Annotated in this window: 19 protein-coding genes and 1 pseudogene; 8 read left to right on the top strand and 12 right to left on the bottom strand. The window is 33.9% G+C overall.

Annotated features, from left to right (window positions below; genetic code table 11):
- The first annotated feature begins 310 nt into the window (after positions 1-310).
- Positions 311-1,117, top strand: a complete 807-nt coding sequence (gene proC / locus JCM15579_RS01630; RefSeq protein WP_054714781.1) for a pyrroline-5-carboxylate reductase — start codon at positions 311-313, stop codon at positions 1,115-1,117.
- A gap of 25 nt (positions 1,118-1,142) precedes the next feature.
- On the opposite strand, the gene JCM15579_RS01625 is transcribed toward proC, so the two are convergent.
- From JCM15579_RS01625 to JCM15579_RS01590, 8 genes and pseudogenes are all read right to left on the bottom strand, one after another.
- Positions 1,143-2,093, bottom strand: coding sequence for an adenylate/guanylate cyclase domain-containing protein (locus JCM15579_RS01625; protein WP_172677343.1), 951 nt, complete (start codon positions 2,091-2,093; stop codon positions 1,143-1,145).
- A 109-nt stretch (positions 2,094-2,202) separates the two neighbouring features.
- Complete coding sequence (locus JCM15579_RS01620; RefSeq protein ID WP_157471262.1) at positions 2,203-2,385, bottom strand: hypothetical protein; 183 nt, start codon at positions 2,383-2,385, stop codon at positions 2,203-2,205.
- A gap of 197 nt (positions 2,386-2,582) precedes the next feature.
- Complete coding sequence (locus tag JCM15579_RS01615) at positions 2,583-3,959, bottom strand: TolC family protein (protein WP_054714769.1); 1,377 nt, start codon at positions 3,957-3,959, stop codon at positions 2,583-2,585.
- Between the two features lie 10 nt (positions 3,960-3,969).
- Positions 3,970-7,031: pseudogene (locus JCM15579_RS01610) on the bottom strand (efflux RND transporter permease subunit).
- Entirely contained in the window at positions 7,028-8,137 is a 1,110-nt protein-coding gene (locus JCM15579_RS01605) for an efflux RND transporter periplasmic adaptor subunit (protein ID WP_054714766.1), read from the bottom strand. The pseudogene JCM15579_RS01610 and the gene JCM15579_RS01605 overlap by 4 nt, the downstream one beginning before the upstream one ends.
- A 141-nt stretch (positions 8,138-8,278) precedes the next feature.
- A complete protein-coding gene (locus JCM15579_RS01600) occupies positions 8,279-8,857 on the bottom strand; it encodes a TetR/AcrR family transcriptional regulator (protein ID WP_157471260.1) in 579 nt (192 codons plus the stop codon).
- An 82-nt stretch (positions 8,858-8,939) separates the two neighbouring features.
- Complete coding sequence (locus JCM15579_RS01595; protein WP_054714759.1) at positions 8,940-10,283, bottom strand: sensor histidine kinase; 1,344 nt, start codon at positions 10,281-10,283, stop codon at positions 8,940-8,942.
- A gap of 4 nt (positions 10,284-10,287) precedes the next feature.
- Complete coding sequence (locus JCM15579_RS01590) at positions 10,288-11,664, bottom strand: sigma-54-dependent transcriptional regulator (RefSeq protein ID WP_054714756.1); 1,377 nt, start codon at positions 11,662-11,664, stop codon at positions 10,288-10,290.
- Positions 11,665-11,892: 228 nt separating this feature from the next.
- Here JCM15579_RS01590 and JCM15579_RS01585 point away from each other — a divergent pair, with 228 nt between their 5' ends.
- Both JCM15579_RS01585 and JCM15579_RS01580 read left to right on the top strand, forming a co-directional pair.
- Positions 11,893-12,603, top strand: a complete 711-nt coding sequence (locus tag JCM15579_RS01585; RefSeq protein WP_054714752.1) for an ABC transporter ATP-binding protein — start codon at positions 11,893-11,895, stop codon at positions 12,601-12,603.
- A gap of 11 nt (positions 12,604-12,614) precedes the next feature.
- Positions 12,615-14,963 carry an ABC transporter permease gene (locus JCM15579_RS01580; protein WP_054714749.1) on the top strand — a complete coding sequence of 783 codons (2,349 nt, stop codon included), beginning with the start codon at positions 12,615-12,617 and terminating at the stop codon, positions 14,961-14,963.
- Positions 14,964-15,239: 276 nt separating this feature from the next.
- Here the strand turns inward: JCM15579_RS01580 and JCM15579_RS01575 are convergent, their stop codons facing one another.
- The 3 genes from JCM15579_RS01575 to JCM15579_RS01565 all read right to left on the bottom strand — a co-directional run bounded on the left by JCM15579_RS01575 (position 15,240) and on the right by JCM15579_RS01565 (position 17,504).
- Complete coding sequence (locus tag JCM15579_RS01575; protein WP_054714746.1) at positions 15,240-16,286, bottom strand: hypothetical protein; 1,047 nt, start codon at positions 16,284-16,286, stop codon at positions 15,240-15,242.
- A 164-nt stretch (positions 16,287-16,450) separates the two neighbouring features.
- The gene (locus tag JCM15579_RS01570; protein WP_054714743.1) at positions 16,451-16,996 is read right to left on the bottom strand and encodes a PepSY-associated TM helix domain-containing protein; all 546 of its coding nucleotides are present in this window, start codon (positions 16,994-16,996) and stop codon (positions 16,451-16,453) included.
- Positions 16,980-17,504: a hypothetical protein gene (locus tag JCM15579_RS01565; protein ID WP_054714741.1), complete on the bottom strand. Its 525-nt coding sequence runs from the start codon at positions 17,502-17,504 to the stop codon at positions 16,980-16,982. Before JCM15579_RS01565 ends, JCM15579_RS01570 begins: the two co-directional genes overlap by 17 nt.
- Before the next feature lie 467 nt (positions 17,505-17,971).
- Between JCM15579_RS01565 and JCM15579_RS22185 the strand changes: the two genes are divergently transcribed.
- The 4 genes from JCM15579_RS22185 (at position 17,972) to JCM15579_RS01550 (ending at position 19,962) form a co-directional block, all read left to right on the top strand.
- Complete coding sequence (locus JCM15579_RS22185) at positions 17,972-18,166, top strand: ATP-binding protein (RefSeq protein ID WP_218186012.1); 195 nt, start codon at positions 17,972-17,974, stop codon at positions 18,164-18,166.
- A gap of 10 nt (positions 18,167-18,176) precedes the next feature.
- Positions 18,177-18,635, top strand: a complete 459-nt coding sequence (locus JCM15579_RS01560) for a response regulator (RefSeq protein ID WP_054714738.1) — start codon at positions 18,177-18,179, stop codon at positions 18,633-18,635.
- 277 nt (positions 18,636-18,912) lie between these two features.
- On the top strand, positions 18,913-19,455 hold the full coding sequence (locus tag JCM15579_RS01555; RefSeq protein WP_054714943.1) for a class IV adenylate cyclase: 543 nt from the start codon (positions 18,913-18,915) through the stop codon (positions 19,453-19,455).
- 63 nt (positions 19,456-19,518) lie between these two features.
- Entirely contained in the window at positions 19,519-19,962 is a 444-nt protein-coding gene (locus JCM15579_RS01550) for a hypothetical protein (protein WP_054714734.1), read from the top strand.
- A gap of 55 nt (positions 19,963-20,017) precedes the next feature.
- Here the strand turns inward: JCM15579_RS01550 and tsaD are convergent, their stop codons facing one another.
- Entirely contained in the window at positions 20,018-21,040 is a 1,023-nt protein-coding gene (gene tsaD, locus JCM15579_RS01545; protein WP_054714732.1) for a tRNA (adenosine(37)-N6)-threonylcarbamoyltransferase complex transferase subunit TsaD, read from the bottom strand.
- A gap of 208 nt (positions 21,041-21,248) precedes the next feature.
- Between tsaD and JCM15579_RS01540 the strand changes: the two genes are divergently transcribed.
- Positions 21,249-25,637: a translocation/assembly module TamB domain-containing protein gene (locus JCM15579_RS01540; RefSeq protein WP_172677342.1), complete on the top strand. Its 4,389-nt coding sequence runs from the start codon at positions 21,249-21,251 to the stop codon at positions 25,635-25,637.
- The last annotated feature ends 48 nt before the right edge of the window (positions 25,638-25,685 follow it).

Below are 25,685 nucleotides of genomic sequence, written 5' to 3'. Positions count from 1 at the left end.
CCAAGGAGCCTATGCACTCTTAGGCAAAGAGTGTAAACACTCGTCACCTCAGTAATCATGCACTCTTAGAATCAGAGTGTATGTACTCTTTATCTCAGTAATTCTTCCCAGTGTATTATTAAAATAATTCTACCATTATTATATCTGATATACTCCCTAAAACTCCACAACACTGGTACGTTTTTGAAAACCTAATACCAGACCAGTTGAATAACACAAAAATCACTACAAATAGTTAGTCATATAAATAGCAATCTTCATTAGTTTTGCTGCCGCAATTTTAAACGATATTTACAAACACAGCTTAAAAATGAACTCAAAGAACATTACAATTATTGGAGGAGGAAATTTGGGATCCTCTATTGCAAAAGGATTAGTTCAAAGCGGTTTATTAAAACCTGAACAAATTACGGTTACCAACCTTGAATTGCATTTAATTCAGCATCTAAAAGATGAAATAGGTGTGAATATTACAACCAATAACCTTGAGGCAATTAATAATTCGCAAATTGTTATTGTTGCAGTAAAACCAACTGTTGCAAGAACACTTCTGAACGATATTAAAGAACCTTTACAAAAAGGCAAACAAGTTTTGATTTCGGTTATCTCAGGAATTAAAATTCAAGATCTTGAAGATATCTTAACGGATGTTCCTGTAATTAGAGCTATGCCAAATACTGCAATTGCCATTCAAGAGTCGATGACTGCATTGTCTTTTAACGAAAAAGGATTAGAGCATAAAGATGAAGTTGTTGAAATTTTCGATCAGCTTGGAGCAACCATGATTATTCCAGAATCACAAATGCCAGCTGCAACGGTTTTGGCTTCTTGCGGTATTGCTTTTGCATTAAGGTTTATGAGAGCTGCTTCGCAAGGAGGAATCGAGATCGGACTTTCTTCTAAGCAATCATTAGAAGTGGCTGCACAAATCATGAAAGGAGCTTCGAAGCTTATTATCGAAAATGGAACTCACCCTGAACCAGAAATCGACAAGGTGACTACTCCACTTGGCGTAACCATTAAATCACTAAATAAAATGGAGCATGAAGGATTTAGTTCTTCTCTTGTTCAAGGAGTGGTTAGTGGTCACAAAAAGATCTTAGAAACAGAATCATAAAAACTCAATAATTACAGCTCATTACCTAGCATATTTTATATAGCGCGGTAGTGAGCTGTTTCCCATTTAATAGCACTGTTCCCAAAGCTTCGTAATCAGTATCAAAATATTGGTTCTCTTTTAACTCGTTAATCAGGTTACCCGATACCAAAAGTTTGGATTGATAAGAATTGCATAGGCCTTGAATACGTGATGCCGTATTAATTGCATCTCCATGATAGGCAATTTCGGACTTTAATTCTCCCACTTCAGCAACCATAACCTTTCCAGAATGCACTCCCGCCTTAAAGACAGGAATAATCCCATATTCCTTTTGATAATAGTCACTTTTATTATGCAGTTCTTCCATAAAATCAAAGAACACTTGCAGACATCTGTTGTTTTTCAATCCGTCTTTCAGTTTCCAGGTCAGTACCACTTCATCACCAACAAACTGGTAAATTTGAGCTTTGTTTTTCTCTATGGAAGAAGAAATATCTTTAAAACAATCCTGAATTAATCTGCTGTACTTAAAGTGTCCCAATTGCTCAGCATAATAGGTTGATGATTTTAAATCCATAAATAAAAACACTCTTTCTTCTTCCTTGGGTTTATAATATCTTCCCAGCAAGAACTTCAAAAGCACTCCTTTCCCTAAGCGCTTATCTATTTCGAAAAAGATCTCAATTAAAGATCCCACAATAAAGAAATAAGCCAAAATGGAATAAAACATCTGTGAGTTATAAAGATCCAATAGCTGTTGAAAACTATTTGGAAACTCTTCAAAAATGAAAATATCACTTAAGTGATATATCAAATAGATCAATAAATAGGCACTTAATACATTGACGGAAAAAGAAAGTAAAATCGTTAATGAGAAACGAGAAAGAAATTTTAGAATATAGCGTGATATCTTAAAAATTACCCCCCAAATAATACCTGCGAACAAACCCGACCAAAATACATTGTTTAAATTAGCTATTCTTGAAACTGACATGACATTGTTTTCATCGACCTGAAAAGTGGTTAAAAAGAAAAATGCCACAATCCAAGTAAGAATTATAGTTCCAAAATAAGTTATGGTCTTATAAATATGTTGCAACAACTTATTTTCCATTATTACAATTGATATAAGTTACCAAATCATTTATTTGTTCTTTGGTATTAATCACATAGTCATCATTTACTTTTAAACAAAACAAGTGTGTTTTTATAATTTGCATATTGGTTTTTGAGGGATTTTTTAAACTTCTTATCGCCTCTTCATAAAGCAAATCTCTATCTTTCATCTGTTTAAATTTTTCTTTTATTTGTAAGATGAAACCTGCAATGAATATTAACACTCGATTCCAATTCGAGATTAAAATTCATGTTCGTTTCATATTTATATGATTTATTAAAGTAAGAGAGGATGAATTACAAAGTTGAGAGAACCACCAATCAACAACATCCTACGTGTAATTCATACCTCTCTCTTCCCACTATATTAGTCTGCTAATTCTCCTATTGCTTTTAGGAAACCTGATTCTTTTAGTTTAAAATTGATTTTCGCATCAATTAGTTCGGTATGTGCGTGCTGCCAAAACGCTTGAGCATCCAGCATTTCTGTAGCATTGGCCAAACCTTCATAAAAACTATTCTTGGTTATGGAAACATTCTCTTCAGCCTGATTCATTGATATTTCAGCCAATTTCTTTTGCTCGTATGCCTCCTGTAAATTGAAATAAGCTTGTTGTACTTCAAGGCTAACCAAATCCTTTGTCCTGTCTAATTGTAGCTCTCGTTGCTTTGTCTGATATTTTTTTGCCGCTACCCTATGCTTTCTTTCATTCCAGTGGAAAATAGGGACCTTTAAACTTGCCTGCACAGACAAGTTTTGGCGTGAATCCATCAAATTTTCAATTTTACTTGTATAACCATAAGAAGCTCCAACACCCAATTGAGGCAAATAATCGGCAAGTGTACTTTTTTCCTCTTGCTTATCGATTTCCACCTGCTTTCCAAGCATCAAAATTTCAGGTCTTTGTTGCATTGCCTTCTGAATAAAGTTGGTTTCAACATGTTTATTCTCAACCGAAATAATTGTATCGGAAGCCGTTATTTCGCTTTTTAAATCTCTACCAATTACCTGACACAATGCCATTCGAGAAAGTACGTGAGCATTTTTAATTCTGAACAAATCCAATTTTGCCTGGTTTAACTGTACCTGAGCCTTTAACAATTCATTTTTAGTAGTCAACTCCAAATCAAAGGCATTTTTTAAATCAGTTACCAACTGATTCAACATTTCTACATACTTTTCAGCCACTTTTACTCTTTCTCTTACCGATACAAGATTCCAGTATGCCTCATCGGTTTCAAGAATTACTTCAGAAGCTTCTAATTGGCGATTGAATACAGATAAATCGGAACCCAACTTTGCCATATTGTAATTGCTTCTTACTTTACCTCCAGCATAGATTGGCTGACTTAAAATCAAGTTTGCAGAATAGTAATCAATATTCCCCATTTCAAGATTTAGACCAGGAAAATAAACATCACTGGTACCTGTAAAGTTTCCCAACCTTGCTTCATCCAAACTATTAGCCGTTTTTAGAAAAAATCCTGGTAAGGAAATATCATCGATATCATGCAAATAATTATAGCTACCTTCTGCACTAAGGTTAGGTAAGAAATGGGTAAATGCAAACTTTACATTCGATTGACTTTCTGAAATTAACTCGTCAGCAATCTTAATTCTCTGGTTATATTCCAAGGCCAGCTTTCTACTTTCCTGAAGGGATAATATCTCCTGCCCGATTCCCTGAAATGATATCAGGGAAACAGCAAGAATTGTATATATTTTGAATTTTAATAATTTCATGAAAAGTGTATTATAAATCCATAACTTCTTTAGTATTTATGCGATAGAATACTGCATACAATACTGGAACAACAATTAATGTAATAATTGATCCTATCAATAATCCGAACATAATAGCAACCGCCATTCCTCCAAACAGCTCATCAGGAATTAAAGGAATCATACCTAAAATGGTCGTAAAGGATGCCATAATTACCGGACGCATTCTGGATACTGCTGAGTCTATAATCGCTGTTAACACATCTTTCCCTTCACTTATATCCAGGTTAATCTGATCGAGCAGAACTACTGCATTTTTAATCATCATTCCCATTAGCCCAAGTGTTCCAAGTACTGCCATAAATCCAAATGGCTTCCCTGTTAACCATAAACCATAACTAACACCGATAAATGCCAACGGTAGAATTGTTAAAATAATAATTGGCTGTCGGAAGTTATTAAACAACATCATGATAATGATTACCATTAATAAGAATGCCAATGGTAAAAATTTCGCTATGTTTTCATTTGCATCAGCACTGTTTTTATGCTCGCCCAACCATTCTAAATCATAACCTTCAGGCAATGGAATCGCTTCAATTTTTTCGTGAACTTTATTAAAAACATCAGGAGCGTTGTATCCAGGAGCAGGATCGCACTGTGCCTTAATGGCTCTGCGTCGATCATATCTTTTGATTACAGGATCTTCAAACTCGATGTCAATATCAGAAACAACTTGGCGCAATGGAATACTTTGAGGTTTAGCTCCCCAAACTGGCGTATTTTCAAGAGATTCAACATACTTATCTTTTTCAACTGTTGTTTTTAAATAGATAGGTAAAATATCATCTGCTTTTCTGAATACTCCAATTGCCAATCCATTGGTAGCACAAGCCAAAGCATTAGAAACATCGGAACGATTGATTCCTGTTACTCGCGATTGTGCCTGAGAAAAACGAGGGTTCCAAACTTTCACTTGATTTTTCCAATTGTTGGTAACCTTCACTGCTGTTGGTTCTTCCTCCATAATTTTCTCTGCCTTTTCCGACAACTCTCTTAAAACTTTTGGATCCGGACCAGAAAATTTAGCCTCAATCATTGATTCTGTAGAAATAGGAGAATAATATCTTACTCTTGCTCTAGCCCAAGAATAATTCTCATCTAAAAATTCTTGTAACTCAGCACCAAATCGAACTGTAGTTTCATAATCTTTAGTGTCGATTACCAACTCCCCATAGTTTGCATGACTATTGTTAAAAGGTCTAACCAAAGTATAGCGAGCAGGTGTTGAACCCAAACTGGTAGTAACATTAAGCACATCTTCCTGTTTAAGCAAATAGGCTTCCAGGTCATTCAAATCACTCTCTACTGTTTCAATATCCGAACCTTCAGGCAACCAATATTCAACAATAAATTGATTGTACTCAAGATTAGGCATAAACAATTGTTTCACATACTTAAACACAAACACAGAGGAAAAGAACATCAACACTGTTACTGATAAAATCATGGTTTTGTGTCGAAGAGAATATTTTACAAAGTGACGAAACTTCTGATAAAATTTCCCGGCATAAGGATCCGTTTGTTCATCTTCACTTTCTTGTTTCTCATATTTTTTGCCCCTTAAAAACAGATCGCAAAAATATGGGGTTTGTGTTAGTGCTAAAATCCAACTAAGAAATAATGAAATTGCTACTACCTGGAACAAGCTAGCACAAAACTCTCCAGTACTATCTGGCGAAAGATAAATTGGAAGAAATGCAAGAATTGCAACTATCGTAGCCCCCAATAAGGCATTGCAGTTTGTTTTGATGTTCGGCTCATAGCTTCATCGCGTTTCAAGCCTTTTTTCAGATCCACCAAAATTCCATCGGCAATTACAATTGCATTATCCACCAGCATACCCATTGCAATGATAATAGCTGCAAGACTCACACGTTGTAATGTAATGTCTACGCTTAACATTACGATGAATGTTCCCAAAATGGTGAATATCAAACCACTTCCTATTAAAAGTCCGGTTCGGAAACCCATAGCCAATAACAACACAAATACTACAATTACAACTGATTCAATCAGATTTATCATGAATTGCTCAATGGCTACACTAACACGTTCTGGTTGATAAAAGATACGATTGATGTTGATACCAACTGGAACATTAGTCTTTAGCTCATCAATCCTATTCTGAACTCTTTCTCCTAATTCGATCACATTGCCACCTTTTTCCATTGCAATAGTAAGTCCAATGGCAGGAACTTGATTGTACTTCATTTTACTCGTAAATGGTCGTACGTAATCTTCCTTTATCTGAGCAATATCTTTTAAAAAAATTGGGTTTTGATCGTTTGCCGAAATCAAGATGTTCTTTAAGTCATCCAATTCGTGGAAACTTCCATCTGAAGCAATTCGAATTCTATCTCCACCAACTTTCAAGCTTCCAGGATTTACCATACTATTCTGCTGATTCAGGATCTGAATAACATGCGCTGGATGTATCCCCAAGTATGCCATTTTCTCTTGCGAAAGCTCAATGTTAATACTGGTTTTCTGTTCACCAAAAAGATTAATTCTTTTTACTCCATCAACCAAAAGCAATTCTCTTTTCATGTATCGGGCATAATCTTGTAACTCTTCTCCCGAGTATCCATCACCACTTAATGCCAGAAATATCCCATATACATCGCCAAAATCATCTACAACCATTGGTTTTGATGTACCCTGGGGTAAAGCTGGAGTGATATCATTAACCTTCCTTCTAAGTACATCCCACAATTGAGGTAATTCCTTGCTCTTAACTGATTTCTTAATATTAACTGTGATTTCGGAATATCCAGCCATGGAACGCGATTCGATATCATCGATATTATCCATTGCCTGTATGGCCGTTTCCAAAACATCCGTTACACGAAGTTCGACTTCATGTGGCGATGCACCTGGATATTGAGTAATTACCAGTGCAGATTTTACACTAATTTCTGCATCTTCAAGTTTTCCCATCTTGAAAAATGAAAAAACCCCACCTATAGTCAATGCGATTAGTACAAACAGCAATACTTTTCGCTGTTTTAATACTACTTCTGTAAAATTCATAATTGACCTCCTACATTGGTATTAGACTTCTTTACCAACATTTTTACTTTTTGACCTTCGCGCAAGGAGTGAACTCCAGCTGCAACAATCATTTCACCATTGGAAATTCCCTTGCTCAAATTCACCATTCCGTTAGAATCAAACCCCAACATTTTAACTTCTCTTTGTTGCACACATTTCTTTGAGGTATCGAAAATCCAAACGTAAGATTTGCCTTCATCACTAAACACTGATTCTACCGGCACCTTATAATTTTCTTCTCCGTCAGCTTTTATAAAGACTGTTACGCTAGCCACCATTCCCGGAACAACTTGCTTATTATTGGCATCAAGTTTCAATCTCATTTTAAAGAAATTATCACCATTAGGTTTCCTTTCAATATCAATTAAGCTAAGGTCAAACTCGGTATTCTTGAAATTATCAAACTTACATGTGAAAGAATCAAATGAATTTCTCATCAGGAAATCGTTCTCACTTAAGGCAACCGTAACTTCCAGATTATTTAAATCTAAAATTGAAACGATAGGTTGTCCCGCAGCTATTTTTTCGAAGTTTTCCACAAACATTCCCTGTATATAGCCTGCAAAAGGAGCCTGAATTTTGGTATCTCTTAATGCATTTTCTGCCGCTTCCTTTTGTGCTTTGGCTAATTTATAAGCCGCTTGCATCTGGTCATAAATACTTTTCGAAGTGCTCTTTTTTTCATACAAAGCAGCATAACGTTCTGCCTGTAATTTCGCATTTTCATAATTGGCATTGGCGGACTCCAGATTTACTATAAAATCTCTCTTATCAAGTTCAGCGATAACTTCTCCTTGTTTAACGAACTGCCCCTGATCTACATTCAATTTAACCAACGATCCTGGTACCTGGAAAGCCAATCGCACCTCTCGAGATTCCTTCACAAAACCTGTAAACACCTTCTTATTCTGCTCTTCTTCATTTGCATTCACCTGGTAAATCTTCACAGGCTGAATAAGCTCTTTAGTACTCTCTTTTTTGTCTTTACACGAAAAAAGACCTGCCGAAATAACAAACAGCAGAATTAAGACATTAGAAATTTTCATTATTTTCATTTTAACACCATTTGAACTCTTAATGTTCATAGAGTTCATTTTTAAACAAAAAATATACGGAGCATAACCACTCCAACATTATTTAAATTACTTTTTGAACTTCAAAGGTCTACCCAGTTCATTTTTATCACAAAAATAAGAAGTATGAAACAATACTCCTTAAACTATAAATTATTTTATCTCTATTCCCATTCCCCTTAACATACATGTAAAAGATTCACGTAACCTTTCAATTGCTTCTTGTTCCGGATAATTACCCATAATATATATGTGATCTAGCGCCGTTAAAGCATCTATACAATAATCCACATTAATATCCTGTCTTATCAACCCCTTTTCTTGCCATTCTCTGAGCTTATCAGAGACAATTTTTACTTCACATTCAAATCTATCATCAACATCTTTTTCAATCAAAGGATATTCTTTATAAATCTGTTGATTTAGAATCTTTTGTGCTGAAATTGCATAATTTAAATAATTATCCAAGAATTCCTTAACGACTTCAACAGGATCGTCTTTCGTTTTATATGGCTCAAGAATCCTGAGCATATTAACATTTAAGATTTGAAAGGCAATTTGTCTAATCAAATCCTCCTTTGTTCCGATGATTTTATATAGTGTAGCTTTCGCTAAACCACACTCCTTGGCAAGTTCAACCATATTTAAACCACGAAGACCAAATTTCATCATCATCTCCATAGCAACATGTGTTACTCTTTCCTGAATTTCTATCTTGTCCGTTTTTGCCACAATTGAACTCCATTGGTATTTCGAGTACAAATATAGATATTATTTTGAATTACAAATTCACATTTAGTTTTTTTAACAATATTTACGAATTAAACTGAAGCTTAAATATTGTAGGACCTCCTTGCCTTGAAGTAAAAGTTAATGATCCTTTATGTAATTTCATTAATTGACGAGATAAACTCAACCCAACACCTGATCCATTCTCCTTGGTTGTAAAAAAAGGTATAAAGATTTCTTCCCTATTTTCTTCAGATATACCACATCCATTATCCTCAATATCAATACTTGTCTTTTCTGTTTCACTTATCCGAATCTCTATTTGCTTATTATCACAAGTTCTTAATGCCTGAATTGAGTTGTTGATTAGATTTAATAATATTTGATCAAGCATTGCAGGATCAGCATTAACTACAACACCATCCTTGGGATGAACTACATTTACCTCTATGTTCTCGGATTGTAAATTTTCTTTCAACAATTTGAGTATTTGATTTACACGATCTACCAAATTGACAAGTTTAAATTTCGGCGATGGAAGAAGGGTTAAATCTCTAAAGCGACTCACAAAATCAACCATCCCAATGGTTCTCTCCTCTATTATTTCCAGGCCGGTCACCACATCATCACTTTCTTCTTGATTAATTTCCCCTCCCTCTTGTTTTCTATTTTTAAAAATTTCTGATATTGTTCCAATAGAGGAATTTATTGGACTCAGCGAATTCATAATTTCATGCGTAAGAACTCTTATCAACTTCTGCCAGGCATCCAGTTCTTTTTCATCAAGTTCCTGCTGAATATTTTGAAAGGAAACCAATTTTATTTCCTGTCCACTTAATTTTAATTTGGTTGCTTTTATTGCAAGTTGAACCAATTCATTGTTTCTATGGAGAGAAATCAGTCGTTTTTGTAATGGCTCAATTTCCAGAATCGCAGCACTTAGTCCTTCTTGAATCCTATCCAAATCCTCAATCCTATACAAGTGAATTCTATTGAAGATATCTTGCGCTGCCTTATTAAAGAGTAATACTTTTCCATTCGAATCAATAGAAATAAGTCCTATGGCAACATGTTCCACCAAAGCCCTAAAATACTGATCTTGATTCTGATTCTTAATTTTAATCCCAAGTATGTCCTTATTGATCAGATCAAATTGTTTGTATAGATTACGATATTCCTTTGTTCGATTTGAGCCAAATTTTACGCTTGTATCGCTATTTCTAACTGTACTAAAGAAATGTTCTAAATCACGATTAACTTTATTCAACCTTCGAATAAATAATATAATCTGTACTATTAGCAATACAACCAAGTTAACAAGGAGTACAATATCCCGATATTCATACCAGATAAATGCCAACATTAAACTGTTTGCCAATATTCCGAGTACTCTTACAATTACAACAATATACAGTCGACGATAGATCATTTTATTAGTGTAAAATATTATACTTCTCAATTTTGCGATATAAAGTTTGGCGACCAATGTTTAACTCCTTAGCCACCTGACTAATATTACCCCGATTTCTTTTTAATGAATTCTCAATGATCACACGCTCGCCTTCTTCCAAACTTATTGGTTTTGTACCAAAACCAAGCTGAGTATCCTTTTGTTCCAGTTGAAAATCATCAGCAAATAAAACTTCAGAATCTACTAAAATAATGGCTCGTTCCATACAATGACGCAATTCTCGAATATTACCAGGCCATGAATAATTAACAAGTTTCTCCTTTGCATCAGGATGAATTATTGGTAATTTTTTTCCATACTTTTTAGAAAATTGCTTTAAAAAAAACTCCCCAATTATCAATACATCATTTCCCCTATCTCGTAAAGGTGGTAACTCAATGGTAATGGTATTGATTCTGTATAATAAATCCTCTCTAAAACTATCAGTCGATATCAATTTCTGAATATTTGCGTTTGTAGCACAAATCAATCTTACATCAATTTCATCTTGCTGATTTGAGCCTATGGGTGTAACAACTCTATTCTGCAATACCGATAAAAGTTTGGCTTGCATTGGCATGGATAAATTTCCTATTTCATCTAAAAAAATAGTTCCCTTGTTGGCTGCCTGAAATCTTCCTATTCTATCTTCTTTAGCATCGGTAAACGACCCTTTCACATGTCCAAACAATTCACTTTCAAATAAATTATCACTCAAAGCTCCCAAATCAACTCCTAAAAAAATGTTCTTTTTTCTACTCGACAATTGATGAATTTCTCTGGCGATTAATTCTTTTCCTGTTCCATTTTCACCAAGTATTAAAATATTAGCCTCTGTTGCAGCAACTTTTTTAACCGTATTTAAAACCTCCTTAATGGCATCCGATTCTCCAATAATATTTACAAACTGCTGATTTAAATCTTTTTGCAGATAGTTCTTTTGTTGCTTCAGTTTTTCTACTTGTACTCTAGTTCTGTGCAACTCAACACCACTTTGCAGCGTTGCCAACAATTTTTTATTGTCCCATGGCTTTAAAATAAAATCTGTTGCTCCTTCTTTCATGGCATTAACTGCTAAATTTACATCGCCATATGCTGTAAATAAGATTACTACCAACGAAGTATCCAGCTTCAAAATTTCACGCAACCAATATAATCCTTCATTCCCAGAATTCACTCCAGCCGAAAAATTCATATCCAACAGTACAACATCATACTTGTCTTTTGTAACCAAACCTGGTATCTGATTGGGATTAGAACAAGTATCCAATAATTCAAAATGATGTTTAATAAAGAGCTTTAAAGAACTTAAAACACTTTTATTGTCATCAACTATTAGCAGCTTACCATTTTTTTTCATTATGAAATAATTATAATATGCGTATCATTCATCTCGGATAAAAATAATACAAAACATTATATTCAGATAAAATATTGTTCCATTTTGGTACATCTACTGGATGATTTTGAAACAGTTTAAATTTACCTCAAACACAATAACACCTCTTTCATTCTCTTTTACTTTTAGTTACAACTTTTGGCACAAGTATAGCTATAAGCAAAACAAACCCAATAAATACAGACAATCATGATACAAACATCCAATTTAAGTAAAGTTTTCAGAACTGAAGAAGTAGAAACTTTAGCTTTATCGAATATTAATTTACACATAAAAAAAGGCGAATTTGTTGCTATTATGGGACCTTCAGGTTGCGGCAAATCAACTTTACTAAACATTATCGGTTTGCTTGATAATCCTTCAGCCGGCAATTTTAGATTTCTTGAAAATGAAGTTGCGCATTATACAGAAAAACAAAGAACTAAATTGAGAAAATCCAACATTGGTTTTGTTTTTCAGAGTTTTAATTTGATTGATGAACTTAGTGTTTACGAAAATGTTGAATTGCCTTTGGTATATCAAAAAGTACCTGCATCAGAACGAAAAAGAAAAGTTGCAGAAGTTCTAAAACGGGTACAACTTGATCATAGAAGTAAACATTTTCCACAACAATTATCGGGTGGACAACAACAAAGAGTGGCAATTGCAAGAGCTGTAGTTTCGAATCCTAATTTAATTTTAGCCGATGAGCCAACCGGAAATCTTGATTCAGCAAATGGTAGAGAAGTTATGGACTTGCTATCCGAATTAAATCAGGAAGGCACCACAATTGTAATGGTTACTCACTCGAGCAGCGACGCAGAAAGAGCAAGCAGAATCGTACAGTTATTCGATGGCCATATTGTTAGCGAAAATCACAAAAAACAAGTTACTAAAGCAGTCCAAGCTGAAATCCTTTAAACCAATCAATCATGATTATTAACAATCTTAAAATTGCATATCGAAATCTGATCCGAAATAAAGGATACAGTTTTATCAACATCGTAGGTTTGGCTATTGGTATGGCGTGTACCATATTGCTATTGCTTTGGGTAAATCATGAAATGAATTACGATACATTCCATAATGATGCTGAACGAGTGTATCAGGTAGGAAACTATCAGACCTGGAATGGCAAGCGAAATGCAATGCCCAATTTGCCAACCCCATTAATTGATGCCTTAAAAGAAAAATATCCAGAAATAAAATATGCTACACATTTTAATGCTTGGGGAGAAAATTTACTTCTTGAATACAATGGTAAAAAACAATATGAAAGTATAAAAAGTGCTGATCCCGATTTTTTCAAAATTTTCAATTTTCCTTTGGTACAAGGAAATATGGAAACCTGTTTGAATGATATTAATTCTTTGGTTCTAACAGAAAAATCAGCGAAACGAATATTTGGGAATGAAAACCCTATTGGCAAAACCGTTAACATTGATAATAGACAACCTCTAACAGTTACTGCAGTTGTTAAGGATATCCCAAGTAATTCATCAATAAAGTTTGAGTTGTTAATGCCATTCGAGTTGATGAGAAAGGCAAATCCCTGGTCGGAAAATTGGGGTTCGCATAATTATTTTGGATATGCAAAAATTGCTGAGGGAACTGATATTGGCATTCTAAACGAAAAATTAGATCAATTTTATATCGATCATGTTGATAAGGAAAGTGATAAATACGCCTTCTTATTTCCATTGCTTAAAAGACACCTGTACTACCTTGATGGTTCACCAACCAAAATTACCCAGGTTAAGATGTTCTTCATGATTGCCATTTTTATCCTGATTATTGCTTGTTTCAATTTTATGAATCTTTCTACTGCGCGTGCAGCTAAAAGAGCCAAAGAAATTGGTCTAAAAAAAGCAATTGGAGCTACTTATCCGCAATTGATCAAGCAGTTTATTGGAGAATCATTACTAATCACAGTCATATCTGCAAACTTCGCAATCATTCTAGCACACCTTTTCTTACCACAATTCAATTCTTTAATGAGCAGAAACCTTATTCTGGATTATTCATCTATAGAATTTTGGTTGATTATTCTGGGAGTTACCTTGGTGACGGGATTAGTTGCCGGAGCATATCCTGCCTTTTACCTATCTTCCTTTAATCCAATCATGGTATTAAAAGGTACATTTTCAGGAGGAAAAGGAAGCAATCGCTTTAGAAGAATTCTGGTAGTAATTCAGTTTATATTGGCATCATCTCTATTGATTTGCACCTTAACCATTGTTTTACAAACCAGGTATTTATCTAATATGGATATTGGTTTAAACAAAGACAATGTGATCTCGATTAATATCAATCAACAGATGCAAAAAAAGATTGAAACGATAAAAAGTGAATTGATGAGAAGTACATTTGTCGAAAATGTCTCCTATGGTTCACATATTCCGTACTCCGTTTTTTCAAATGGATGGGGTGAAAATTGGGAAGGTAAAGATCCTGAATTTAAACCTTTGATAACTTATCCTTATGTAGATGCAGAATTCTTTGATGTTTTTAAAGTAAAATTTCACTCAGGAAGACCTTTTAATGCGGATAATCCTGCTGCAGATTCCAGTTGTGTGATTATCAATGAAAAATTTGCCAGAATGATTTCTGACGAATCGGTAATTGATAAAACGATTCGTACTGGAAATAACCAGGATTCAAGAATTATTGGTGTTGTTAAAGATTACCATTGTACGCCAAACACTCGCAAATTACAACCGTTTATGCTTCGCTTATGCGACGACCCAAGATTCTTGTTTGTACGATATGTTGAAGGAAATGCAACAAAAGCAGTTCAGGAAATTCAGGAAATTTGCAATAAATACAATCCAGAATTTCCATTGATTTATAATTTCCTTGACGATCATTACGACAACTTGTATGTAAGTCAAAGAGCTACAATCAGCACTTTACTATACGCATCAATATTGGCAATTATAGTTTCCTGTCTTGGACTTTTTGGCTTGGCTTCGTTTAATGCAGAAGAAAGAACTAAAGAGATTGGTGTTCGTAAGGTTCTTGGTGCAACAATGAATCAATTGATTCTTATTTTCAGTAAAGATTTCAGCAAATGGATTCTAATTGCCTCAATAATTTCATGGCCAATAACCTATTTTGCTATGGAAGAGTGGTTCCTTAATTATCCTTTTAGAATTGATTTCCCATACTGGTTGTTTATTGCTGTGTTTATGCTTCTTACTGTTATATCAACCATAACCGTAGCATATCAATCCTGGAAATCTGCAACAAAGAATCCAGTTGTAAGTTTAAAGTACGAGTAAATTAACCCAATACCTATACAAACACAAAAAACCACCTTGGAAATTGCTTCCTTGGTGGTTTTATTTATTACTTCTTCTTACAAATCGATTACTTCTTTCTACTTACGCATTACTTCTTGCTACTGATCGAGTACTTCTTTCTACTTACACATTACTTCTTGTTACAGATCGAGTACTTCCTCCTACTTACACATTACTTCTTGCTACAAATCGAGTACTTCTTTCTACTTTAAGCATCCTTATTCGTTAATTTTGGCAGAATAAAGATCGGTAACTTTACCTTCTAAGCAACATTGCTTCGTAAGTTTTTACCAACTTCTCAAAATCAGGATAAACCTCTCTCCCATTCTTTATGGTTTGATTTTCCAAAAGTTTTTTCAGTTTGTCTTTTCCTCCTTTATTCAACAAAAACTCAATAAAAGCAGCTCCAACCGGATAACTTAAATTGCGCTCATACTTCGTAGGATCTTCCCATAATTCGAGAATCGAAAATTCGTCTTTGGGTACTCTTTTTCTGGCAATGGCAAAAAGATTTTTGTCCATGGTATCGAAATATACAACCAAACCTTTATCCAAAAGCATACTTTTAGACTTTGGTTTTAACACCATCTGACTTAGCATATGGCACAACTCGTAATCATCTTCCTGCTGATCCCAAACATTCACAATACACAGATCTGAATTATAAAATCCCAAAGGTTGATTAAGCTTGCGAAAAGCCTCATTCCTATCATGCCAAACAAACACATCTACTTTTTTGGGAGAATCGATTCCATAAAATGATGCCATCCTATTATAATTTACTTTTAGGCGCTCCATATAAGCATCGGCATTTTGTGATTTTTGCTTATCCTGAAAATGAAATCTTATATTTTCGGATTCAACCACTTCCCAAGTTTGATAATAAACTCCTGTTTGAAACAAATTTAAGTATCGGTATGCATATCTACTTGCCTCTTTGGAAACTCTGTCATTCTGACATTCTTTTAGATAAGTAATAGCCTTTTGTTTTTCGCCAGTTACAAAATAACATTTGGCCAAATAAGCCTTACTAAGAGCCTTAATTTCTTCGCTGGCAGAATCACTTAGCATGGATTTCTCAAGATATGGAATTGCCTTGGTAAATTGCTTTGAATTGGTATAGGCTCTACCTAAAATCGAATTTAGAACAGGATCAGAGTCATTCTCTACCAATAGAGTTTGAGCTTTTTCAATCAACTGATCGTATTTCCCTTTTGAATACAATTTTTTCAATTCTTTATTCTGACTCATTGAGCCAAACTGCATCAGAACTAAAATTAGGGCTAGTAGAATTTTATTCATGGTACTAATGTTTTAAGGCTTGACAATTTAACGGATTATTTTGATTGATAAAATAGCCATTAATTGTTTTCGCCTTCTTTGATCAATTATCATTCCAAAGGAGTCTTCCTGACATTTTATGAAGTTGCATAAAAAAAGGTGCTTAAAAATCAGCACCTTAAAATTTATAGAAAAAATAAAAAAGGAAGGACAATACCTATGGCAATTAACCACTTTCCTCTTCCTGTTATTCCTTTTTTTCCTGGGACCATAAAAATGCCTGAAAGTGCAAACAATAGCATGGCAACTGCAAATACATCAGCCATAAGAGTCCAACCCTTTTTACTATTGTAATGAAGCTTATTCATAAAATAAACCCACTGCTTTTTCTCATACACTTCAAATTCCAATTCTCCACTCATAGGGTCGTATTTACCTAAACCACCCTTTAAATAAACATCGTAATTTTCGGAATTAGGAATAATTCTATTCAATTGATAATCTAAAAAATTATTCCCCCAATAAGATTTAAGTTGATCCGGACTTAAATTGGCTTCCAGTTTATAATTCTGTTTTATGGTACGGTAAGCTGGATCTTCTCCATTTTTTTTATGATTCAGAATGATTCCCGAAACCGCATAAATAATTGTTATCCCTACAAAAAAATAGCCCAAGTCACGATGAATCAACCTAAGCCATTTTCTCCAAAATTTCTTACTCCACAATTTCATAAGCTGTTCCGTCTACGTAGTAGATTGCATAGTAATCTTTATTGTTTTCTTTCATCCAGTCACGCATATCTTTAATGTTAGCCATTTCAGAACTGCAATGCTCACCTTTTCCCTCATCAACTTGTTTTGCTTTCACATCAGCTTCCCATTTGTCAATAGAACTGGTATCCAACCTCTTTTCTCTTAATGTTCCTGTTACAATAAGATCGTTACCAGCAAGTTCTCTTGCAAATCCCTCCAATTTACCAGTTGCTTCCACTCTAATCGATAATTTGCCATCGGCAGTTTTTAGAATACAACGTTTGCCTGAGTGAGCGCAAACATGATTAACGGTACCTTGGAAGTAAACTTCTTTGCCAACATTATCAGCAGCAGCTTGCATTACTTGCTCAATTGATAAAGCAGTTTGTTTGATTTGAGAAAATTCTTTCTCGTCAGTTTTTTCCTTCTTAACTGAATTACATGACAACATCATAATACACATTGCCATTAAACCTAAGTATTTCATCTTTTTTTGGATTTAGGATTAATTAGTTGTTTGATTTTGTTTATTTATAACAAACCTATTGCATATCTAATCATTATCCAAGCCTAATAACATTTTATTAACAAAATACTATTCATTTTTCTATTACTCTTTATATTTCCAACCAAAGGGGAAAGACATTTTTTTACTTACACTAAAATTCACGGAAAAATATCATTTATTCACACTAAAAAAGTAACCATTCACTAGGAAAACCGTATCATCACCGATGATTCAGAAAACTGAATCTTTTTTAACCCTAACATTTAAATTGAAAATGTTGAATTCTATATTAAACAAATAACTGACACAATCTATCACAAGCTTAATTTTTAGTCGATTGAAGAAGCCATAGTGTTTAATATTGAAAATAATGTAATGAAATTACACATAAAGGTTTAGTATTATTATCTGTAAAATGTCTTGAAAAAACCAATCAATATGTATCTTTGTTTTTTACGATAAAAGATAACGGAATAGGAATTTCGAAAGACGCACGGAAAAAACTATTTAAAGAATTTACTCAATCAGATAGTTCAACAAACCGGATATATGGAGACTCTGGACTAGGATTAGCAATTTCGAAGAATTTAACCAACTCTCTGGAAGGTAAAATTAATTTGAAAAAGAGAACCAGGTGTTGATTCAGGGTTTATGTTTGAACTAAAATTTGGATACAAAGACAAGGAGGCGGATATGTTTAAAAATGAAGACGTGGAAATTCCAAGACAATTATCAATTCTTATAGCAGAAGACAACCCTATTAACCAAAAAGTTGCCGTTCTTACCTTGCGCCATATGGGCTTACATTGCGATGTAGCAAAAAATGGTTTAGAGGCATTTGAAATGCAAAAAGAAAATAACTACCAGGTTATATTGATGGACATGCAAATGCCTGTTCTAGATGGACTCAATGCTACTCAAAAAATACGAAATTTTGAGTCTGATCATCCTGAAATGGATAAAGCTTTTATTATAGCATTAACGGCAAATGCTTTTGTGGAAGATAAAAAAACATGTTTAGAAGCTGGAATGAATGACTTTATTAGCAAACCACTCAAAGAAGAAGCATTAAGAAAAATTCTAAGCCAAATTACCAAAAGCATTGCCTAAAGAATTGAGTAAAATAAATCTTCAGTAATTAATATAGAAATTCCTAATATTTCAGGAAGTTGTGTATCTGAAATACAGCTACAATTTTAGGGATTACTCCAAAGCTCATGAAAAGAGCGGATTATTACACAGAATATCTGTTGGTCGCTTAACTCCATCCCGACATGCAGAAAAAACTGCTTTGAAAGCATGAATTTTAATTCATTTTTACCTAAGTAATTTCATGAATTTGGATCATTTTTTTTACGATATTTCGGACGTATTAAAAAGCGAAAAAATGCCAGTAACTGTAGAAATTAAAGCCCACTGTAAAAATCAAGATAAAATTCGTGAAATTTTAAACTCGAAGAATGCCGATTTTAAAGGAGTTGATCATCAAATTGACACCTATTTCCATGCCAAATCGGGACGCTTAAAATTGCGAGAGGGAGAAATTGAAAACAACCTAATTCACTATTTTCGTGAAGACCAAAAAGGTTCAAGAGAAAGTAAAGTGAACTTGTACCAAACCAAAGCTGGTTCTGCCTTAAAAAAAATACTTGAACAATCGATGGGCAGCAGATGTGTTGTCGATAAAAAAAGAGAAATCTACTTTATTGAGAACGTAAAATTTCATATTGATGATGTAAAAGGGCTTGGTAAGTTTGTTGAAATTGAAGCAATTGATCTGGATGGCAGTATTCCAAAAGAAAAGCTACAGGAACAATGCAATTTCTATATCAAGTTACTGGAAATAAATGCCAAGGATTTAATTTCCCAATCATATAGCGATTTGTTGGAACAGAATAGTTTATTCAATCAGATTCTAGTAGAAGAATAAATTTTTATTTACTAAAATCTTCTTTATTTAGTAACTTTAAGCAAGACTCTTAATAAAACAAAAATGCTCCAGTTCGAATTCGACATCAGAGATCATAAAATCAATAACAACGAAGCAAAAGGAAAACAGCTGGCGTTGGCCATTGCTTTTTTGGTTTCCGCAGTTTTGTTGTATGCTTTCAACCGTTATTTTAATTTTTTACCACATGGTAACTATCTGATTTTTGTTCTTGCAACTTTGGCTGTTTATTTTATCGGTTTGCTTCTGGGATGTAAAATCCTGTATCCCAAAGAGTATCTTACTATCAATTCAAGAAAACTGAAATACAAAACAGGTTGGAAGTCGAAAGAAATAAAAGTTTACCTGAAAGATATCAATGATATTAAAATCGAAAATCACAAAATGACCTTAAAACTAAAAAATAAAGAGGTGTTAATTCTTGATTTGACTCATTTTAATGATCATTCAATCTCGGTTTTGAAAAACTATCTAAATATTACGGAATAAAAAACGGAAGCCAATTGGCTTCCGTTTCTTGTTATATCATAAATGATCTGTATAATTATTTAATTGTCATTCTTGCAAATGGAGCCGTATCCTGACCAACAAATTCATTCTTTAAATATTTAAAATAGCCTGTAATCGCAATCATGGCTGCATTATCCAAAGAGTAACCCAATTTAGGCACATATACCTTCCAATTATATTTGGAAGCGGCTTCGTGAAGCGCATTTTGTAAACCTGAGTTTGCGGAAACTCCACCAGCAATAGCAACCTGCTTAATTCCAGTTTCACGAGCGGCTCTTTTAACCTTATTCATTAAAATATCAACAATCGTGTATTGTAAAGATGCACACAAATCATTCATATTATCCTGTACAAAGTTTGGATTTTCTTTCACTTTATCACGAATAAAGTAAAGGAAAGAAGTTTTCAAACCACTAAAGCTATAATCCAATCCCTGAATTTTAGGTCTGCTAAATTCAAACGCATGTGGATTTCCCTGTTTTGCATTCCTATCGATAATTGGACCTCCAGGATAAGGCAATCCCATAACCTTGGCACACTTATCAAAAGCCTCTCCTGCAGCATCATCAATAGTTTCACCAATTACTTCCATTTCCAAATGATCCTTTACAACAATAATCTGTGAGTTACCTCCGGAAACCAGCAATGCCAAAAATGGAAACTCAGGATGATCGTAAGTATTTTTTAAATCATCGATAAAATGAGCCAAAATATGAGCTTGCAAGTGATTTACCTCAATCAAAGGAATGTTCTTTGCCATCGCAAATCCTTTTGCAAATGAGGTGCCCACCATTAAAGAACCTAACAAACCAGGACCTCTTGTAAATGCCACCGCATCAATTTCATCGGCAGTAACCCCTGCTTTCTGCATAGCTTGATGCACAACAGGAATAATATTCTGTTGATGAGCACGAGAAGCCAATTCAGGCACTACCCCACCATAATCCATATGTACCGTTTGGTTGGCTATAATGTTGGAATAAATAATTCCATCCTTTAATATCGAAGCGGAAGTATCATCGCATGATGATTCAATTCCAAGAATAGTTATACTCATCTTTTTATTTCATTATGTCGGGCAATTAAATTGATTTATCCTACCAATAGTTAAAAAAATCAAAAAAGCTCCCAATCGCCCTTTATTGTTGTTACTTTCTTCTTCTTTTTACCTAATTTTGTGCAACTCACAAAACGGCAAAATTATTAAAAAATTTTTCAAAATATCAATTTGGACTGTAGCAGTTATCATTATGATTCCCTGCATCATGTATTTGCTTTTCCTTAGCAGTACAGTTCAAACTCATGTAAGTAGAAAAATTGCTAATTACTTATCGGAACAAACTCACACACCAATTAGCATTGAAGGAGTAAACATTTCTCCCTTTAAGAGTATTGTTTTAAAAGGATTGTATATTGAAGATTACAGACAAGACACCTTAATTTACATTGATAACTTAAAAGCCGAAATTGACTCTTTTAGTTTCGGTAAAAAAGAGATTTACATTAATAAACTTACCCTTTCGAAAACCTTCTTCAACCTATACGAAGATGAAGAACGAAACTTAAATATCGAAGTATTTATAGATTCCTTATCAAGTAGCAATTCTTCGCCCCCTGAAGAGACAGATCAAAAATCATGGCAAATATCGGTTGCAAATGTTGATATGGAGAATTCGAGTTTTGGCTACAAAACAATTGATTACGTCCCACAAAACTTTGGAATGAACTATGATGACATTTTTGTTACCGACCTAAACATTCAGGCCAGAAACATAAAAGTAGTAGGCGATTCCATTGGTTTTTTCCTACAGCATCTCAGCTGTAAAGAAAAATCAGGTTTTGTACTGAAAGATTTTAAAGCCAACAATTGGTTTACCAGTCATCAATGGGGATTGTCTGATGTGAACATTGTTTCGAAACAAAGTAAAGTTGTAGCTGAACATCTTTATTTCAATTATGAACCACACAAAAAGTATTGGGCTAAGTTCACGAAAAAAATGCAACTCGATTTCCTGCTAAAATCATCAAGAGTAAGCTTTTTGGATCTGGCTTATTTCAACGAAGAATTGTTAGGTTTCAGAGAAACAGGTTATTTATCAGGTAAACTGTATGGTACCATTTTTGATTTAAGAGGACGAGATATTGATATTGCATATGGCGACAACACTGCTTTAAAGGGAAGGTTTTATATGAATGGCTTGCCATACCTGAGCGACACATACCTTGAAGCCGATTTTAAAGAGTTAACTACTAGCATTTCGGATATCGAAAAGGTTTATATTCCCGGCTATTCAAAAGAACATTTTAAATTGCCTGAGTATTTTAACAATCTTGGATTGATACAATACAAAGGAAAATTTAATGGTTTTATCAATGATTTTGTATTCTATGGGAACTTCAATACCGAATTGGGACATTTGAAAACCGATATCCTGTTTAAACCGAATCAAGGAAATAACAAGTTGGATTTTAATGGTGATTTAAGAACAGAAAATTTTAATCTGGGTGGATTAATCGAACAGGAAAAAGTTGGCGAAATCTCACTGAATGTTTCAATTAGTGGTTACACTTCTCCTGAAACCACCCAAGGAATCATGAAAGGAAACATTAGTGAAGTTGACTTTTACGATTACGCATACAAGAACTTAAGCCTGAACGGGTTCTTTTCAGAATCTCAATTTGATGGTAAAGTTTCCATTGAAGACCCTAATATAGGTTTTGATTTCTCTGGTAAAGTGGATTTCTCTCAAGAAATTCCAACAATGAACTTTAGTTCACACCTAAAACATGCAAAACTATTTCCATTACATCTAAACACAAGCGATCAGAAAGCGGAACTCAGCTTATCTGTTAATGCAAACTTTACTGGTAGCAGTTTCGATAATGCCAATGGGATCATAGAAATCAACAACACCAATTATAAGAATAGCTTAGGCGAATTCCTTTTGAATAAATTTACCATTAACTCTTTTACATCTCCAGAATTCAAAAGAATGATATTAAATTCGGATGTTTCGGATGCTAATGTTGAAGGAAATTATGAAGTTGGCAAATTAATATCCTCCATTGCCAATCTTGCCTATTACTATTTACCTGCCTATGCTCCTGATAAAGAATACGAAAAAATAGATAGTACCAATAATTTTAAGTTTCAATTAAAACTTAAGGATACAGAACCAATTACTTCGGTGCTATTCCCTAATTTTAGCATTGCACCAGAAACCAATTTAGAAGGTGAAATAATTGCTGTTGATCGTAAATTGAACCTTCATTTTGAAACTCCAAAGCTGGTTGTAGAAGGAAAATCTTTGGATGAATTAAAAATCGACCTAAGTACCGATAGCGATAAACTTACCTTAAAGGGAAGAACCAACAAGTTTAAATTCTCGGATAATTTTGGCTTATACAACCTTTCGCAAAAACTAATTGCTGAAAAAAACAAAATCAAACTCGATGTACTTTGGAACAATTGGGATAAAGTTACATATAGTGGATTTTTATCTGCAGAAGGCAAAGTGAAGAAGTCAAAAAAATCAGAAAACATAAAATGGGATATAAGCTTGCTGCCAAGTACAATTATTATGGCTGACAGCATATGGTCTATTCCTGAATCCCGAATTGTTATCGATAGTACCAGTTATGAAATAGACAATTTTAAAATTGCACGAGAAAATCAATTCTTTGGTTTAGATGGTAAGATTTCAAATAATCCCAATGACAGTATAAACTTCAGAATCCAAAACATTAGTCTGAAGAATTTAAATGATTTGACACGCGAACAAAATATTGGTATCAATGGTACTGTGAAAGGTTATGTTCAAGTTTCAGACTTCTATGGTGACAGGCTATCCAATTCAAACCTAATGATTGAGAATTTAATTCTAAATCAGGATACTCTTGGTAATTTATTTCTAATCAGTGATTGGAACAAATACCAAAAAAAATTAAGCTTTTCGTCATTTACAGATTTCTCATCACGTAAAGAGTTAGAGGTAACCGGAGATTATTTCCCGGATTCTGATTCCTTAAGTATGGATATTAATATCGATAAAATGAGAATGGAATTATTGAATCCTTATCTTCAAGAAAATATATCTAATATTAAAGGCAATACTTCGGGAAGCGTGCATATCGAAGGTCGTACAGATGATTTAAAGCCAGTTGGAAAATTGAAATTTGAGCAAGCCGAATTTACTGTAAATGCACTAAAAACTACATATCACTGTAATGATAGCATTAGCATAATGCCTGGCGAGCTCCGATTCGATAATTTCACCATTAACGATCAAAATGATCAATCTGCTTTGCTTTTTGGAGCAATTACACACGAGCAATTCAATAACTTCCAGCTAGATCTTTCAGTAAATACTCTGAATTTTAATGTTCTTGATACAAAAGAAGCCGACAATGAACTTTTTTATGGCGAAGCGTATGTAACAGGTATCACTCACCTATTTGGGCCAATTAATGATCTGGAAGTAGAAATTAGAGCAAAAACAGATAAAAATACAAGAGTTTATGTTCCCATTAACAATAATGGAGATATTCAGGAAAGTAATTTCATTACATTTATTAATACCAATAGAACAGATCAAAATACTGAAGACGAGGAATACAAAATTGATTTATCCGGAATCCGTATGAATTGCGACCTTGAAATTACTCCAGAAACTGATATTCAAATTATTTTTGACTCACAGATTGGTGATGTTCTTAAAGCCAAAGGAAATGGAAACCTAAAACTTGAAATCGATACCAAAGGTGAATTTAAGATATTTGGTGATTACACCATCCAAAAAGGAAGTTATCTTTTCACTTTGCAGAATGTAATTAATAAAAAGTTCGATCTAGCAAATGGTGGAAATATTAAATGGGCGGGCGATCCTTACAATGCTACCGTTAATATTGATGCTGTATACAACGTTAAAACAACCTTATACGACCTATTGTTGAATACACCATACATTGATATTAACAGAAAGATTCCGGTTCAATGTAATATGAATCTAAGTCAAAATCTTGAAAATCCAATCATCAAATTTAATATTGCATTTCCTACGTTAGATCAGCAAACGCAAAGTATTCTGGAAGGTTTATTTACGACTGAAGATGAAACCAATAAACAAATCCTATCGCTTTTGGTTTTAAATAGATTTTACACACCTGAATACCTTCGATCTACTGATCCCGATTTCGAAAACAAAAACTCGAGCTATGCAGTTGGGGTAACTACCAGTGAGTTGTTATCCAATCAACTTTCCAATTGGCTGAGTCAAATTAGTAACGATTTTGATATTGGTGTAAGTTATCGCCCAGGAGATAACCTTACCAGTGATGAAATTCAAGTCGCTCTATCAACTCAGGTTTTCGACGATAAGGTAACCATTAATGGTAATGTTGGAACGAGCAATAGCCAGGAAAGGGCCAATGATATTGTTGGAGATGTGGATGTAAATATCAAATTGGATAAAAAGGGAAAGTTACAACTAAAAGCTTTTACGAGATCCAATGAATATTTAGTCTACGAAGAATCAAGAAACACACAGGGAATTGGTGTCTTTTACAAAGAAGATTTTAACACATTCTCTGGCCTATTCAAAAAATACATGAGCTTTTTAAGAGGCAATAAAAAAAAGAAAAATAAAGCTGAGTAGAATTCCTTTAAATTTTCTTCGTCAATGTTTCGCAGCATTAATAATTCT

The sequence above is a fragment of the Marinifilum fragile JCM 15579 genome (genome assembly GCF_001310955.1).
Lineage (GTDB): Bacteria > Bacteroidota > Bacteroidia > Bacteroidales > Marinifilaceae > Marinifilum > Marinifilum fragile.
Note: the sequence above shows the minus strand (reverse complement) of the source record. Positions and strands in the feature narration are given on the sequence as shown.